14 protein-coding genes are annotated in these 15398 nt (G+C 68.8%); 8 read left to right on the forward strand and 6 right to left on the reverse strand.

All coding sequences use genetic code 11. From position 1 onward, the window contains the following. Positions 1-2 precede the first annotated feature (2 nt). The 3 genes from O9255_RS01920 to O9255_RS01930 all read left to right on the forward strand — a co-directional run bounded on the left by O9255_RS01920 (position 3) and on the right by O9255_RS01930 (position 5135). Positions 3-1370 (forward strand): DUF1329 domain-containing protein, encoded by a 1368-nt coding sequence (locus O9255_RS01920; protein WP_297865135.1) that lies wholly within the window; start codon positions 3-5, stop codon positions 1368-1370. Between the two features lie 80 nt (positions 1371-1450). Beyond that, positions 1451-2584, forward strand: a complete 1134-nt coding sequence (locus O9255_RS01925; RefSeq protein ID WP_297865136.1) for a YCF48-related protein — start codon at positions 1451-1453, stop codon at positions 2582-2584. Then, positions 2571-5135 carry an MMPL family transporter gene (locus tag O9255_RS01930; RefSeq protein ID WP_297865137.1) on the forward strand — a complete coding sequence of 855 codons (2565 nt, stop codon included), beginning with the start codon at positions 2571-2573 and terminating at the stop codon, positions 5133-5135. The genes O9255_RS01925 and O9255_RS01930 overlap by 14 nt, the downstream gene beginning before the upstream one ends. 104 nt (positions 5136-5239) lie before the next feature. Here O9255_RS01930 and O9255_RS01935 read toward each other — a convergent pair whose 3' ends face one another. From O9255_RS01935 to O9255_RS01955, 5 genes are all read right to left on the reverse strand, one after another. Then, entirely contained in the window at positions 5240-7030 is a 1791-nt protein-coding gene (locus O9255_RS01935) for an AbgT family transporter (protein WP_297865138.1), read from the reverse strand. Between the two features lie 64 nt (positions 7031-7094). Next, positions 7095-8144: a TerC family protein gene (locus O9255_RS01940; RefSeq protein ID WP_297865139.1), complete on the reverse strand. Its 1050-nt coding sequence runs from the start codon at positions 8142-8144 to the stop codon at positions 7095-7097. 205 nt (positions 8145-8349) lie between these two features. Continuing rightward, positions 8350-9240: a DMT family transporter gene (locus O9255_RS01945; protein WP_297865140.1), complete on the reverse strand. Its 891-nt coding sequence runs from the start codon at positions 9238-9240 to the stop codon at positions 8350-8352. Beyond that, the gene (locus O9255_RS01950; RefSeq protein WP_297865141.1) at positions 9237-9701 is read right to left on the reverse strand and encodes an Mpo1-like protein; all 465 of its coding nucleotides are present in this window, start codon (positions 9699-9701) and stop codon (positions 9237-9239) included. The genes O9255_RS01945 and O9255_RS01950 overlap by 4 nt, the downstream gene beginning before the upstream one ends. A gap of 22 nt (positions 9702-9723) precedes the next feature. Beyond that, positions 9724-10632 carry a phosphoribosylaminoimidazolesuccinocarboxamide synthase gene (locus O9255_RS01955; RefSeq protein WP_297865142.1) on the reverse strand — a complete coding sequence of 303 codons (909 nt, stop codon included), beginning with the start codon at positions 10630-10632 and terminating at the stop codon, positions 9724-9726. A gap of 81 nt (positions 10633-10713) precedes the next feature. On the opposite strand from O9255_RS01955, the gene O9255_RS01960 reads away from it, so the two are divergent. The 3 genes from O9255_RS01960 to rpe are packed head-to-tail and all read left to right on the forward strand — an operon-like array spanning position 10714 to position 12143. Beyond that, positions 10714-11088, forward strand: a complete 375-nt coding sequence (locus tag O9255_RS01960; protein WP_297865143.1) for a c-type cytochrome — start codon at positions 10714-10716, stop codon at positions 11086-11088. Between the two features lies 1 nt (position 11089). Continuing rightward, positions 11090-11416, forward strand: a complete 327-nt coding sequence (locus O9255_RS01965; protein ID WP_297865144.1) for a J domain-containing protein — start codon at positions 11090-11092, stop codon at positions 11414-11416. Positions 11417-11468: 52 nt separating this feature from the next. Further along, the gene (rpe, locus tag O9255_RS01970; protein WP_297865145.1) at positions 11469-12143 is read left to right on the forward strand and encodes a ribulose-phosphate 3-epimerase; all 675 of its coding nucleotides are present in this window, start codon (positions 11469-11471) and stop codon (positions 12141-12143) included. A gap of 164 nt (positions 12144-12307) precedes the next feature. On the opposite strand, the gene O9255_RS01975 is transcribed toward rpe, so the two are convergent. Then, on the reverse strand, positions 12308-12460 hold the full coding sequence (locus O9255_RS01975) for a hypothetical protein (RefSeq protein ID WP_297865146.1): 153 nt from the start codon (positions 12458-12460) through the stop codon (positions 12308-12310). Positions 12461-12598: 138 nt separating this feature from the next. On the opposite strand from O9255_RS01975, the gene pdsR reads away from it, so the two are divergent. Beyond that, entirely contained in the window at positions 12599-13288 is a 690-nt protein-coding gene (pdsR, locus tag O9255_RS01980; RefSeq protein ID WP_297865147.1) for a proteobacterial dedicated sortase system response regulator, read from the forward strand. A gap of 43 nt (positions 13289-13331) precedes the next feature. Continuing rightward, positions 13332-15344: an ATP-binding protein gene (locus O9255_RS01985; protein ID WP_297865148.1), complete on the forward strand. Its 2013-nt coding sequence runs from the start codon at positions 13332-13334 to the stop codon at positions 15342-15344. The last annotated feature ends 54 nt before the right edge of the window (positions 15345-15398 follow it).

The following is a 15398-nucleotide window of genomic DNA, read 5'->3' on the forward strand; positions in this document are numbered from 1 at the left end:
GCATGAAATTGACCACCAAGGCTGCACTCGCAGCCACCCTCGGCGCGCTGGCCCTGTCGGCCAGCGTCGCCAACGCCGCGGTGGATGCGGCGAAGGCCGCCCAGCTCGGCCAGACGCTGACCCCGGTCGGTGCCGAGAAGGCCGGCAATGCCGCCGGCACCATCCCGGCCTGGGAAGGCGGCGTCACCCGTCCGCCGGCGGGTTACCGCAACGGCATGTTCCACCCGGATCCGTTCGCGGCGGACCGTCCGAAGTTCCAGATCACCCGCGCCAACGTCGGCCAGTACGGCAACAACCTGACGGCCGGCCAGAAGGCCATGTTCACGCGCTACCCGACCTTCCGCATGGACGTCTACCCGACGCGCCGTTCGGCCGCGTTCCCGCAGCGCACCTATGAATTCACCAAGAACAACGCAACCCGTTGCCGCTTGGTCGCCAATGGCGAAGGCATCCAGAACTGCGCCGAGGGCTTCCCGTTCCCGGTGCCGCAGAACGCCTACGAGCTGATCTGGAACCACAAGCTCAAGTACAAGGGCGTCTCGGGCCGTCGCTGGGCGAACCGCGTCGCGCCGACGCCGGGTGGCCAGTACACGATGATCCGCCTGCAGGAACGCCTGCTGGGCCTGTACTACAAGCCCGGCAACACCTCGGAGAACATCAACAACATCCTGCTGTACTTCCTGCAGGACGTGCTCGGCCCGGCGCGTCTCGCCGGCCAGGTGCTGCTGGTCCATGAAACCCTGAACAACTCGGTGGCACCGCGTCAGGCGTGGATCTACAACCCCGGCCAGCGCCGCGTGCGCCGCGCTCCGAACGTCGCCTACGACAACCCGGCCACCGCCTCCGACGGCCTGTCGACGAACGACATGACCGACATGTTCAACGGTGCGATGGACCGCTTCGACTGGACGCTGGTCGGCAAGAAGGAAATGTACGTCCCGTACAACTCCTACAAGGCGCACAGCAACAACACGAAGGTCGCCGACCTGGTCCGCCCGGGCCACTTGAACCCCGACTTCATGCGCTACGAGCTGCATCGCGTGTGGGTGGTCGAGGCCAAGCTGAAGGCCGGTGCGCGCCACATCAACAGCCGCCGCACCTTCTACCTCGACGAGGACAGCTACCAGATCCTCGCGATCGACCACTACGACGGCCAGGGTGCGATCTGGCGCGTGTCGGAGGCCCCGTCGATCAACTACTACGAAGTGCCGACGTTCTGGTCGACCATCGAAGCGCACTACGACCTGAAGTCGGGTCGCTACCTCGCGGGCCTGCTGGACAACGAAGAGGACAAGCCCTACGACTTCGGCTATCAGGCCACGCCGGCGGACTTCTCGCCGCAGAACCTGCGCTCCGCGGGCGTCCGCTGATCCGTCGCGCCACGGTCGACGTGGCGCGTATTCTCCGCGGGCGGCGCTTCACGGCGCCGCCCGTTTTTCTTGAGGGTTCCATGTCTTTGAATCTCGCGCGATCCCGGACGCCGCTCGTCCTCGCCCTGGGCGCCACCCTGGCGTGGGCGAGCGCAGCGACGGCCCAAGACCCGCCGCCCACCGATCCCTCGGTGCAGCCTTCCGAACTCCTGCCCTTGGCGACGAAGGCCCTGCTGCTCGACCTGGCCCGGACTAGCGCGGGCCTGTTCGCCGTTGGTGAACACGGCATCGTGCTGCGCGGCGACGACGCCGGGCAGTGGACCCAGCTCAGCACGCCGACGCGCGTGGCCCTCACCAGCGTGGCCAGCGCCGACGGCGAGCTGTGGGTGGCTGGCCACTCCGGCGTGATCCTGCGTTCCAGCGACAACGGCGACACCTGGGCGCGGCAGCGGATCGACATCTGGAACCCGGAAAGCATTGAGCCCTCGCAGGGCGCGCCGATCCTCGACCTGCTGTTCGTCGACGCCAGCAACGGTTTCGCGGTCGGTGCCTTCAGCACCCTGCTGCGGACGACCGATGGCGGCCAGTCGTGGGTCGCGCTCTCCTTGAAGGGCGGGGCTCCGGCTGCCGAGGCCGCGCCGGCGGATGACACCGCGCTGGCCGACGAGGGCATGGAGATGGGCATGGGCATGGACGACAGCGGCGTGCTGCTCGCCGACGACCTCGTCCTCGAGGACGAAGTGGACCCGCACCTCAACGCCATCGCCCGCGACGCCGCCGGCACCCTCTACCTCGCCGGCGAACGTGGTGCGATGTTCCGCTCGCGCGACAACGGCGACACCTGGCAGCGTCTCGGATTCCCCTACGAGGGCTCCATGTTCGGCATCGTCGCCTGGGATGCCGGCCACGTGCTGGCTTTCGGCCTGCGTGGCAACGTCTACGAATCCACCGACGGCGGCGAAAGCTGGAGCCGCCTCGACACCGGCACCGAGGTCGCCCTGATGGGCGGCACCGCGCTGCCTGGCGGCGGCGCGGTGCTGGTCGGCAACGAAGGCACCATCCTGCAGCGTGCCGACGGCGCCTCGCCGTTCGAACGCACCACCTTCCAGAACGCGGACGGCGAAACGCCGGTCCTCTCGGGTGCCATCCCCGATGCCGCGGGCGGCCTCATCCTGATCGGCGACAAGGGAGCGGACCGCCATGGCGCTCGGTAATTCCTCGGGCGACAGCGCCTTCCACCGCGCGCTGGAGCGCGTGATCTTCAACAACCGCGGGATCGTGATGGTGTTCTTCGCCATCGTGACGGTGACGATGGCGTTCTTCGCCAGCCAGTTGCGCGTCGATGCGGGCTTCATGAAGCAGATCCCGCGCGAACACCCGTACATGTCGACCTTCGTCGAATACATGGCGGAGTTCGGCGGCGCCAACCGCGTGCTGGTGGCGGTGGTCGCAAAGGATGGCGACATCTTCGACCAGCAGTACATGGCGACCTTGGAGAACGTGACCAAGGACGTGATGGCCATGGAGGCGACGGACGACGCGCGCGTGCGCTCGCTGTTCACGCCGAACACGCGCTTCGTGGAAGTGGTCGAAGACGGCTTCTCGGGTGGCAACGTCATTCCCGACACCTTCTCGCCGAACGTCGAGGGCTACACCGCGTCGCCGGAGGACTTCGACCGCATCCGCGGCAACATCGTGAAGGCCAACATCCTCGGCCGCCTCGTCGCCCGCGACTGGTCGGCGACGATGGTGTGGGCCGAGCTGATCCCCGAAGACCAGGCGCCGGGCGGCAAGCTCGACTACCAGGTCATCGGCGACCAGCTGGAGGGCATCCGCGCCAAGTACGAGAACGACCAGTACTCGGTGCACATCATCGGCTTCGCCAAGATGGTGGACGACATCGCCGACGGCGCCGCATCGGTGGTGATCTTCTTCGCGATCACCATCGCCTTCACCTGGCTGCTGCTGTTCATCTACTCGACCTCGGCGAAGCTCGCGACGCTGACGGTGTTCGCCTCGTTCGTGGCGGTGATCTGGATGCTCGGCGCGCTGCGCCTGCTGGGCTACGGCATCGATCCGATGAACATGCTCACGCCGTTCCTGATCTTCGCGATCGCGGTCAGCCACGGCGAGCAGATGATCAACCGCTTCCGCGGCGAGATCTTCTTCGGCGGCATGGAGGACGGCAGCCCCGAAGAGCTGCGCCAGCGCCACGGCATCTCGCCGCTCGAGGCCGCGAAGGCCAGCTTCCGCATGCTGCTGATCCCGGGCACCGTCGCCTTGGCGGCCGGCTGCATCGGCTTCGCGACGATCATGCTGATCGAGATCCAGATGGTGCGCGAGCTCGCCATCACGGCGACGGTCGGCGTGGGCTTGACGGTGCTCACCAACCTCGTGCTCCTGCCGGTGCTGCTGAGCTACACCACGCTCCGCAACATGGAGAAGAAGCGCGAGTTCCGCCTGCGCCAGCTCACCCAGTTCGACAAGGTCTGGGCGGTGCTCTCGCGGCTCTCGAAGCCCGGGCCGGCGGCGATTGTCGTCGTGGCCGGCGTGGCGATCTGGTTCTTCGCCGAAGCCCACGGCGACAACGTGATGATCGGCGACGCCGAGTCCGGCGTGGCCGAGCTGCGTCCGGAGTCGCGCTTCAACCAGGATGCCGCGCAGATCACCCAGCGCTTCGCGCTCGGTATCGACACCATCAACGTGATCGTCGAGACCAGTCCGGACGCCTGCACCAACTACCGCGTGATGGAGGTCATCGACCGCCTCTCGTGGCACCTCGCCAACGTCGAGGGCGTGCAGCAGGTGATCAGCCTGCCGATGGCCGCGAAGATCGCCAACGCCGGCTGGAACGAAGGCAACGTGCGCTGGCGCGAGCTGCCGCGCGTGCCGGACAACCTGCGCACGGCCACGCAGAGCTTCGAGACCGACACCGGCCTGCTCAACAACGACTGTTCGGTGATGCCGGTGACCGTGTTCCTCACCGACCACAAGGCCACGACGATCGACCGCGTGGTGAAGGCCATCAAGGACTTCCGTGAGGCCGAAGCGGAGAACGTGGCCGGCATCCGCACCGTGCTCGGCCTCGCCGAGGACGCCGCGATCCCGGACCTCGACCGCACCGGCATCCGCGAGAAGCTCGCCGAGGCGCACATGGCCGCGATGAACGACCCGACGGCGCCGGCGCTGAATGTCGTCAACCCGCGCATCGGCACCGGCAACGTCGGCGTGATGGCGGCGATCAACGACGAGGTTCGCGAGCAGGAGCACATCATGCTGTGGCTGCTGTACGCCGCGGTGTTTGTGATGTGCCTGCTGAGCTTCAAGAACCCCCTCGCCGCCGCCTGCATCGTGCTGCCGCTGATCCTCGTCACCGAACTCGGCCACTCGCTGATGGTGGAGCTGGACATCGGCATGAAGGTCAACACGCTCACCGTGGTGGCCCTCGGCGTCGGCATCGGCGTGGACTACGCGATCTACATCTTCGCCCGCATGCGCGAGGCCATGCTCTCGGGCAAGACGCTGTCGGAGAGCTACTTCATCGCGCTGAAGACCACCGGCATCGCCATCTTCTACACCGCGCTGACGCTGGCGGTGGGCGTGGCCACGTGGATCCTCTCCGACCTGAAGTTCCAAGCCGACATGGGCCTGATGCTCACCTTCCTGTTCGTGGTGAACATGGTGGCCGCCATCGTCTTCCTGCCGGCGCTGTGCCGCTTCCTGCTGCGCCCGACCGAGAAGGACACCTGGAAGCCGCCGGCGTAAGCCGGTCCGCGTCCGGACGATGAGTTCCCGCCACGAGGCGGGCCGAGAGAAAGACGAAGGGGCCGCGAGGCCCCTTCGTCGTTTCCGGCAATGGATGCTGTTTTTCAGCCGCCCGGCACGTAGTACAGCGGTGACTCCGGCCCCAGCGGCGCGCCGATCAGTACCCACGCCACCAGCATCGCCGTCCACACCAGGCCGATGACGATCGAGTACGGCACCATCAGCGCGATCAGCGTGCCGAGGCCCGCCTTCGGGCGGTACTTCTGGAACACCGCGAGGATGATCAGCAGGTAGCTGTTGAGCGGCGTCACGATGTTCACCACCGAGTCGCCGATGCGGTAGGCCGCCGTCGTCAGCTCCGGGCTCATGCCGACGATCATGAACATCGGGATGAAGATCGGTGCGAGCACGCCGAACTTGCTCAGCATGCCGCTCATCGCGAAGTCGCCGAACACCACCACCAGCACGAAGGCGACGACCAGCAGCGGGATGGGCAGGTCGGCGTTGAACAGCACGCTACCGCCGGCGTAGGCGAGCATGCGGTCGAGGCCGCTGTAGCCCATGTAGGCCACGAACTGGGCGAGGAAGAACAGCATCACCAGCACCGGCACGATGCTGCGGATGCCGTGGTTCAACGCATCGGCGAGGTCCTGCTGGCCACGCAGCGTGCCGGTGGCGACGCCGTAGGCGAGGCCGGGCAGCAGGAACAGGATCACGATCACCGGCACGATCACGTGCGACCAGCGCGGCCCTGGCGACTCGACGAGACGCGGCGCGCCTTCCGCGATGACGGTGAGCGGCTCGGTGGCGAGCACCACCGCATCGGTGGGGGCGTCGGCGCCGGCCGGCAGCACTTGCACCGCCGTCTGCGTGAGGGCGCGCCCATTCGGCAGCGTGGGCTTGCCGTCGCCGTGCAGGGGCATGCCCGGGACCAGCACCGCCGTCGCGAGCAGGCCGAGGCCGACCACCACCGCCGCCAGCGCCATCTTCAGGCCGCGACGCTCCTTGGGCGAGAGCGCCATCGAGGCCGCGGTGTCGTCAGCAGCGCCGACCTTGTCGCCGGGATGTTGGCGTTCGAGCCGCGGCTCGACGATCACGTCGGTGACGAACCAGCCGGCGGCCATCACGGTGAACACCGAGGCGACCTTGAAGAAGTAGTTGTGCAGGATCGACACCGAGTAGTCGGGATCGATCACGCGTGCCGCGTCCTGCGCGAAGCCGGTCAGCACGCCGTCGCTGCCGTTGGGGAAGAAGCCGGCGCCAAAGCCGCCGGCCACGCCGGCGAAAGCCGCCGCCATGCCGGCCACCGGGTGCCGCCCCACGGCGAGGTAGAGCGCGGCCGCCAGCGGCGGAAGGATGATGTAGCCCGCGTCGGAAGCCACCGAGGCGGTGGCGCCCAGCATCACCACGGCCGGCGTCAGCAGGCGCTTCGGCGTCAGCAGGGCGAGGCTGCGCATCAGGGCGGAGAAGAAGCCGAACTTCTCCGCGAGGCCGATGCCGAGCATCGCGACGAAGATCAGCGGCATCGCCGGCATCTGCGCGAAGTTGCGCAAGGCCGAGGACAGCATCCAGTAGATGCCGTCGGCGGTGAGCAGCGAACGCGGTTGGATCGGCGTTCCGCTGGCGACGAGGTCCAGCACCGGTCGGCCGTTGGCGTCGAGCACCGGCTGCTGCAGCGTGCTGCCATCGGCCTGCACCACGGCCTGCGTTTCCAGCACCGGCTTCACCGGCTGCACCTGCCACTCCAGCGCGGAGCCCAGGGCCGAGAGCAGCACCACGAGGAAGGCGAGCAGGGCGAACAGCAGGGCCGGCTCGGGCAGCTTGTTGCCGAGCCATTCGATCCAGTCGAGGACGCCGCGGCGTCGGGTGCCCGGCGATGCGTCGAGGGTGTTCATGGGGAGTTCCTTGGAAAAAAGAAGCCCGCACGGATGCGGGCTTCTCTAGGGTGCTGGGTCGGGCTCAGGCCTGCGGGGTAGGCGCCTGGTCGCGCGACTTCCACAGCGAGTAGACGACGCCGCCGAACAGCAGGCCGAACGTCACGCCGAGGCTGATCTCGGCCGGCACCTTGCCGTCGAACAGCCAGTCGCCGAGGAAGATCTTGCCGCCGATGAAGATCAGCACGAAGGCCAGCGCGTACTTCAGGTAGTGGAAGCGGTGGACCATCGCCGCCAGCGCGAAGTACAGGGCGCGCAGGCCGAGGATCGCGAAGATGTTCGACGTGTAGACGATGAACGGGTCCGGGGTGATCGCGAAGATCGCCGGCACCGAGTCGATCGCGAACACAACGTCGGCGATCTCGACCAGCACGAGGCAGAGGAACAGCGGGGTGGCGAACCACACCATCTTGCCGCCGGTGCTGTCGGGCAGCTTCACGAAGAACTTCTCGCCGTGCAGTTCCTTCGTGAGCGGCATGCGCTTCTTCAGGAAGTTCAGGGCGAAGTTGTTGGCGATGTCCGGCTCGTCGTCGATCGCGTAGAGCATCTTCACGCCGGTGGCGATCAGGATCACCGCGAAGACGTAGAGGATCCACGAGAAGTTCATCACCAGCGCGGCGCCGAGGCCGATCATGATCGCGCGCAGCACGATCACGCCGAGGATGCCCCAGAACAGCACGCGGTGCTGGTAGATCCGCGGCACGGCGAAGTACGTGAAGATCATCGAGATGACGAACACGTTGTCCATCGCCAGCGCCTTCTCGACGAGGTAGCCGGTCATGTACAGCTTGACCGCCTCCCAGGCTTTGGCCTCGGGCGTTGCGAGGTTCGCGATCTGCGGGTCGATGGCCTTGTCGCCACCGTAGTTGTAGTAGATGAACCACACGGCGACGGCCCAGAGCAGGCCCAGGCCGATGTAGAGCGCCGACATCCACAGGCTCTCCTTGACCTCGATCTCGTGGGCTTCCTTGTGCAGGACGCCGAGGTCGAAGACGAGGATGGCGAGGACGGCGCCGAGGAAGGCGAGCCACACCCAGACGGGCATACCCAGCCAGAGGCCGGTCAACAGTTCCATGAATGACTCCGAAGGCAGGTCGATGGGTCATCGATGGCCGGCCTCGAGGCGAGGAGCGTCCGTGCTGCGGGCCGGTGGATCGATGAACGACTCCGACATCGCCATGCATCACGCATGACCAGAGGGGCCCGCAGTCGTGGCCACAGTGTTGTCAGTGTGGCGTGAAACCACGGTGAACCGCCGGCGGCCGGGAGCGACCGGTCGATCAGGCGCGGGCGACCGTCTGCCGCGCCTTCTGCCAGCTGCGCAGGGCGATGGCCAGCACGCCGCCCAACACCATCGCACCGCCGATCCACAGCTTCGGGCCGGGCCGGTCGCCCCAGAACGCCACGCCGAGCCCGATGGCCAAAACCGGGGCCAGCAGCAGCCACGGGGTGACCTGCGCCACCGGATGGCGCTGCACCAGCACGTAGTAGAGCCCGTGGCCCAGCAGCGACGACACGAGGGCCGAGTACGCCACGCCGCTCCAGCCGATCCAGGTGCCGCCGGCCAGGCTTTGCGTCAGCGGCCCCTCGATCGCGAACGACAGGGCCAGCAGCGGGCCGACGCTGATCAGGGCCAGCCAGCCCTGCTGGCTCCACGGCGTCTGCCCCTGCAGGCCGCGCATCATCACGGTGGCCAGGGCGAGGAAGCCCGCCGAGCAGAGCATCAGCAGCAGGGAGGCTGGGCGGTCGAGCACCAGCGGGTCGAAGCCGAGCACCAGCACGCCAGAGAAGCTCACGGCGATGGCCAGCCCCGTCCGCCACGCGAAGCGCTCACCGAGGAGCCACCATGCCAGCAGGGCCGACATCGGCACATAGCTCTGCATCACGATGGCCACCGACGACAGGTCGCCGGCCAGCTTCAGGGCCCAGAAGCTCAGGCCGAAATGGATGACGCCGAGGCCCACGCTGATGCCGAGAAGGCGCGGCCACTGCCCCGGTGCCGGCGCCTTCAGGAAGGGCCAAAGCACCAGGGCCAGCAGGGCCATGCGCAGGCCGGTGAAAAGCAGCGGTGGGAATTCCTGCAGCGCGTAGGCCGAGGTGAGGAAGTTGATCGCCCAGACGACGCAGACGATCCCGACCAGGCCGATATCGCGCGGAGGAAGGGCGTTCAATACGGAATGCCGATGCGCCGGTAGAGCTTCGACAGCGTCCACGCCGGGCCGACGAGAAGGTACACGAGGTCGGTGAAGAAGCTCGGGCGCTTGCCTTCGATGCGGTGGCCGATGAACTGCCCGATCCACGCCGCGACGAACACGACGACGGCGGTGATCAGCAGCCCGCGCATGCCGATGGCGCCAGCGAGCGCCCAGCACAGCCCGCCGGCGAGCGTGAAGGCGACGACCGCGCCGAGGCCCAGCGGACGCGAGCCACGGAAGTACCACGCCGCGAGGATCGCCATCAGGAAGCCAGCGAACGCGCCGGGCTGGAACCAGGTGCCGGGCACCGGGATCGTCCAGACCATCGCGATGATCGACCACAGGATCAGCGGCACGCAGACGAGGTGGATCGCCTGGTTCGTCGCGTTCTCGTGGTCGCGGCCGTAGTGCTCGAGCAGGGTGTGCAGGCGGCTCATGGGCCCTCCGCGGGGCGCGGGTTCAGTCGATGGAGATGCCGGAAAGGCGCTGCAGCGCCTCGGCGTACTTGGCGCGCGTGACGGCGATGACTTCCGCCGGCAGCGACGGGCCCGGCGCGGTCTTGTTCCAGTCCAGCGTCTCGAGATGGTCGCGCACGTACTGCTTGTCGTAGCTCGGCGGGCTGGTGCCCACCGTGTAGGTGTCGGCCGGCCAGAAGCGCGAGGAATCCGGGGTGAGCATTTCGTCCATCACCACCAGCGTGCCGTCGGCGTCGAGGCCGAACTCCAGCTTGGTGTCGGCGATGATGATGCCGCGCTCCAGCGCGTAGGCCGCGGCGAAGCGGTAGATCGCCAGCGTGGCATCACGGACGCGCTCGGCGAGTTCGCCGCCGATGGCGGCGACCACCGCATCGAAGCTCACGTTCTCGTCGTGGTCGCCCACGGCGGCCTTGGTGCTTGGCGTGAAGATCGGCTCCGGCAGTACTTCTGCTTGCCTGAGGCCTGTTGGCAAGGCGATGCCGCACACCTGGCCGGTCTTCTGGTAGTCCTTCCAGCCGCTGCCGATCAGGTAGCCGCGGGCGATGGCTTCCACGGGGAGCGGCTTCAGTGCCTTCGTCACCACCGCGCGCTTGGCGTAAAGCGCGGCATCGGTGCCGGGCGGCAGCACGCTGGCCACGTCGGTGCCGGTGAGGTGGTTCGGCATCAGGTGGGCGGTCTTGCCGAACCAGAAGTTCGAGATCTGGCAGAGCATCTCGCCCTTGCCGGGGATCGGGTCGGGCAGCACCACGTCGAAGGCCGAGAGCCGGTCGCTCGCCACCATCAGCAGCCGGCCGCGGCCGTCCGGGCCCGGCGGCAAGTCGTAGACGTCGCGCACCTTGCCGCGGTGGCGCAGGGGCAGGGCGAGGTTCGAGGTGTGCAGGGTCGTCGACACGGCGGGCAGGGTGGCACGGGGAAGCCGCCATTGTAGCGGCGCGCTCCGGCGCTCACGGCCCGCAGGCTAGAATCCGCCGCCATGAAGCCGCTCCTCGTCGCCGCCATCGCCCTCGGCCTCCCCGCCGCGGCCCTTGCCCAGACCAGCCCGCCCGCCGGTTCGCCGCGCCTGCCGCCAGCCACGGCACCTTCGCCCGTGGCCGTGGTGAAACCCGCCCAGCTCGGCCTCTGCGTGGCCTGCCACGGCGAGAACGGCACGGCCCGCCAGCCGGGCACGCCCCACCTCGGCGGCCAGGACGAGGCCTATCTCGTGCTGGCCCTGAACGCCTACCGCGACGGCAGCCGCAAGGCCGTGGCGATGAACGCCATCAGCAATGCGCTGCAGCCCGACGACATCGAGGCCATCGCGCGCTGGTACGCGTCGCAGCCGGGCTTCCGCCCGCCGGCGGAGCGCTGAGATGCGCTGGTACGGCACGATCCTCGGTTTCCTGGCCGGCTGGCTGCTCCTGCGGCACCCCGCCGGTGGCGTGCTCGGCGCGCTGATCGGCATGGGCTTCGACCGCGGCTGGTTCCGCCGCGGCGGGCCGGACCCGTACATGGTGCTCGACGTCGACCCGAGTGCCGACGACGAGACCATCCGCCGCGCGTGGCAGCGGCTGGTGTCGCAGTACCACCCGGACAAGCTCGAAGGCGTGGCGCCTGAACTTCGATCGCAGGCCGACGAGAAACTGCGCGAGATCAATCGCGCCTACGACCTCATCCAGCAGCGCCGCCGCGAGCGCTGAGCGCCGAGCCTGCGCCGTTCCTTCTCTCTTCCGCGTCGCCTCCGGGATTCCCATGTCGAACTGCCTCATCGCCCCGTCGATCCTCTCCGCCGACTTCGCCCGCCTCGGCGATGAGGTGAACGCCGTGCTGAAGGCCGGCGCCGACTGGGTGCATTTCGACGTGATGGACAACCACTACGTGCCGAACCTGACCATCGGCCCGCTGGTCTGCGAAGCGCTTCGCAAGCACGGCATCACCGCGCCGATCGACGTGCATCTGATGGTCGAGCCGGTCGACCGCATCGTCCCGGATTTCGCCAAGGCCGGTGCGTCGGTGATCAGCTTCCATCCCGAAGCCAGCCGCCACGTCGACCGCACGATCCAGCTCATCAAGTCCCACGGCTGCCAGGCCGGCCTCGTGCTGAACCCGGCCACGCCGCTCGAGGTCCTCGACTACACGCTGGAGAACCTCGACCTCGTGCTGGTGATGAGCGTGAACCCCGGCTTCGGCGGCCAGAGCTTCATCGATTCGGCGCTGCGCAAGATCGAGGCGATCCGCAAGCGCATCGATTCAAGCGGCAAGCCCATCCGTCTCGAAGTGGACGGTGGCGTCAAGGCCGACAACATCGGCCGCATCGCGGCCGCGGGCGCCGACACCTTCGTCGCCGGCTCGGCCATCTTCAATGCGCCGGACTACGCCGCCGTCATCGCGAAGATGCGTGCCGAAGTGGCCGCCGCCCGCGGCTGAGCCGCAACGGCGGGCCATCTCGGCATCACTGGGCGGCGTCGGCACGCGGCCGAGGAAGCGCGCGAGGGCCAAGGCGGCATCGCGCGGCGGTTCACCGAAGTGTGCGCCGCGGGGCAGCGCGGCGCCGGGGGGCAGTTCGATCTCGAGGCTCATCGGGGTTCCTTTCAGCGGGGGTCGGTGGCGCGCAGCACGAACAGGGTGGCGAAGCACAGGCCGAGTCCGAGCCACAGGGCGCCGCGTTCGGCGCGGAATCGGGGTGAGGCGGTGACGCGGTGATCGCGCCCCACCGGGGCGCGTCGGAAACTCGATGTGGGCATGGGTAGCATCCTCCGTGAGCTGCATTTCATCCGTGCGATATGCCGGCGTGCCGCCGACGCGCGGCGGCTTTCGGACGGGTGGTGGCAAATCGCGGGCAGCGCCTTCCGGCCCGGGCAAGCGCCGCTAGACTGGCCGCCATGACCCACGCCATCGCCATCGTCGAAGACGAACCCGCCATCCGCGACAACTACGCCGAAGCCCTGCGCAAGCACGGTTTCGCGGTGTCAGCCTATGCATCGCGCCCGGAAGCCCGCGCCGCCTTCGCCGCCAAACTGCCCGACCTCGTGATGATCGACGTCGGCCTCGGCGACGAACTGGAAGGCGGCTACGAGCTGTGCCGCGAGCTGCGCGCGCGCTCGGCCAGCCTGCCCATCCTCTTCCTGACCGCCCGCGATTCCGAGCTCGACGTGATCTCCGGCCTCCGCCTCGGCGCCGACGACTACCTCAGCAAGGGCGTCTCGCTGCCGCACATCACCGCGCGCATCCACGCGCTGCTTCGGCGCGTGGAGGCGCTGCGCGCGCCGGCCACGCGCGATTCGGTGATCGTCCTGCGTGGCTTGAAGCTGGAGTTCGAACGCATGCAGGTGAGCTGGAATGGCGAGGCCGTGCCGCTCACCGTCACCGAGTTCTGGATCGTGCATGCGCTGGTGCGCCATCCGGGCCACGTCAAGAACCGCGAGCAGCTGATGCGCGAGGCACAGGTCGTGGTCGACGACGCCACGGTGACCTCGCACATCAAGCGCATCCGCCGGAAGTTCCAGGCCCTCGACGTCGCGTTCGACGAGGTCGATACCGTGCACGGCGCCGGCTACCGCTGGCGGCCATGAGCGGCGCCCGCCGCGCCCCGCAGATGACGCCCCGCGCGTGCGATTGAGCCTGCGCCGCCAGCTCCTGTTGCTCGCGCTGATCGCGCTGGTGCTGCCGTGGGCGGCGTGGCAGGCCCTGGTGCAGATGGAGAACCTGCTTCGGCAGGGCCAGCAGCAGGCGCTGGAGGCCTCGGGGGGAGCGGTGGCGCGCAGCCTCGCGTTGCGGCCGGCCCTTCTGCCGCCCGCGGCGCCATCGCTGCCGGTGCACGCTTTGGCGGCCTCTCCCCGTCTGGATGGCGATGTCAGCGACTGGGGCGATGTCGCGTCGCCGCTGGAGACCGAGGCCGCGCTGCCGGGCGTGCGCTTCGCGGTGGGGCACTACAACGAGCGCCGGCTGGTGTTCATCGCCGTCGACGACGTGACGCCGCAGCGCGGCGAGGCGCATTGGCCCGGTGATCTCGCGATCGATGCGGTCCTGCTCGAACTCGACACCAGCCTTGGCCAGATGCGACTGAAGCTGGCGGCGCGGGCCGATGGCAGTACGCGTGCAGCGGCCGCGGACGGCAGCGCCGCACCGGTGCTCGCGGAAGGCGGCTGGCGCGAAACCGCGGATGGGTACGCCGTCGAGCTGGCCTTGCCGCAGGGGCTGTCGCTCGATGCGTTGCGCATCATCCGCCGAGACGCCGATGGGGGCGGTGGCGTTACCGAATCCGCCTCGCCGCGCTTCGCCCTGTACCGTCCCTCGCCGCGCCTGCAGCGCGAGCTCGGTGCACTGCTGCCCGACGACGTGCGCGCCGTCGTGGTCGATGGCCGCGGCTGGGCGTTGGCCGCGGACGGTGCTCTGCGCGCGGACGCCGCCGGCGACGACGTGCTGTCGTGGCGTCGCCTGCTGTATCGCGCGATGCTCGATGCCGCGGAACTCGAGGCTTTCGCCGCCGAAGCCTCGCCGCTGCGCGACGACCGGGCGGAGCGACTTGCCGCGGCGCAGGGCCGGGTGGAATCGCGCTGGCGCCGTGATCCGCAGGGCACGCGGCTGATCCTCAGCAGCGCGGTGCCGGTGCGCGTTGATGGCGAGGTTCGCGCGGTACTGCGGCTCGACCGCAGCAACGCCGAGGCTCTGCTGCTGGCCGATCGGGCCGCGGCGCATCTGCTGGGCCTGACCCTGCTCGCCTTCCTCGCGTCCGGCGGCGTCGCCTTCCTGTTCGCTACGCGGCTCTCGCAACGCATCCGCCGCCTCCGCGATGCCGCCGAGCAGGCGCTCGATCGCAGCGGCGAGGTGCGCCGGTTCGAGGTGTCCGCCGCGCGCGACGAGATCGGCGACCTGTCGCGCAGCTTCTCGCAGCTGCTCGACGAGATCGCGGCCTACACCAGTTACCTGCGTTCGCTCAGCAGCAAGCTTTCGCATGAGCTGCAGACGCCCTTGGCCATCGTCCGCAGCTCGCTCGATAACCTCGATCTCGCTGCGCTCCCAGCCGACGCGCGGCCCTATGTCGCCCGCGCCCGCGACGGCGTCGAGCGCATGGGGCAACTGGTGCGGACGATGAGTGAAGCCACGCGCATCGAGCACGCCATCGCCGCGGCCGAGCACGAAGCCTTTGACCTCGCGCGTCTCCTCGCGGATGTCGGCGAGGGCTACCGCGGCGTGCTGGCGCCGCGACGGCTGCGTCTGGACGGCATCGAGGCGCCGTGCCTGTTCCACGGCGCGCCCGAGCTTCTGGTGCAGGCCCTCGACAAACTGATCGACAACGCCCGCGGCTTCACTCCCGACGACGGCGAGATCGGCATCGCGCTGAAGCGCGGAACCCGTGAGCTGATGATCGAGGTCCGGAACACCGGGCCGAAGTTGCCGGAAGCCATGCGCCACCGGTTGTTCGACTCGCTGGTGTCGCTGCGCGAGCGCTCCCGCACCGCCGATGGCGCCGTGCACCTCGGCTTCGGCCTCCACGTGGTGAAGCTGGTGGCGGCTGCTCACGGGGGCAGCGCCGAAGCAGAAAACCTCGAGGACGGCAGCGGCGTGGTGTTCCGCCTCCGCCTGCCGTGGCGGCGAGCGCCAGGGGGCGAGGGCGCTCGGTCCTGATCGGGGTGGTTGGGGCCGTCCGTGGCCCCCGTTTCGTCCCTGGCTATGCGCGGC

The sequence above is a fragment of the Silanimonas sp. genome (assembly GCF_027530345.1).
Taxonomy (GTDB): domain Bacteria; phylum Pseudomonadota; class Gammaproteobacteria; order Xanthomonadales; family Xanthomonadaceae; genus Silanimonas.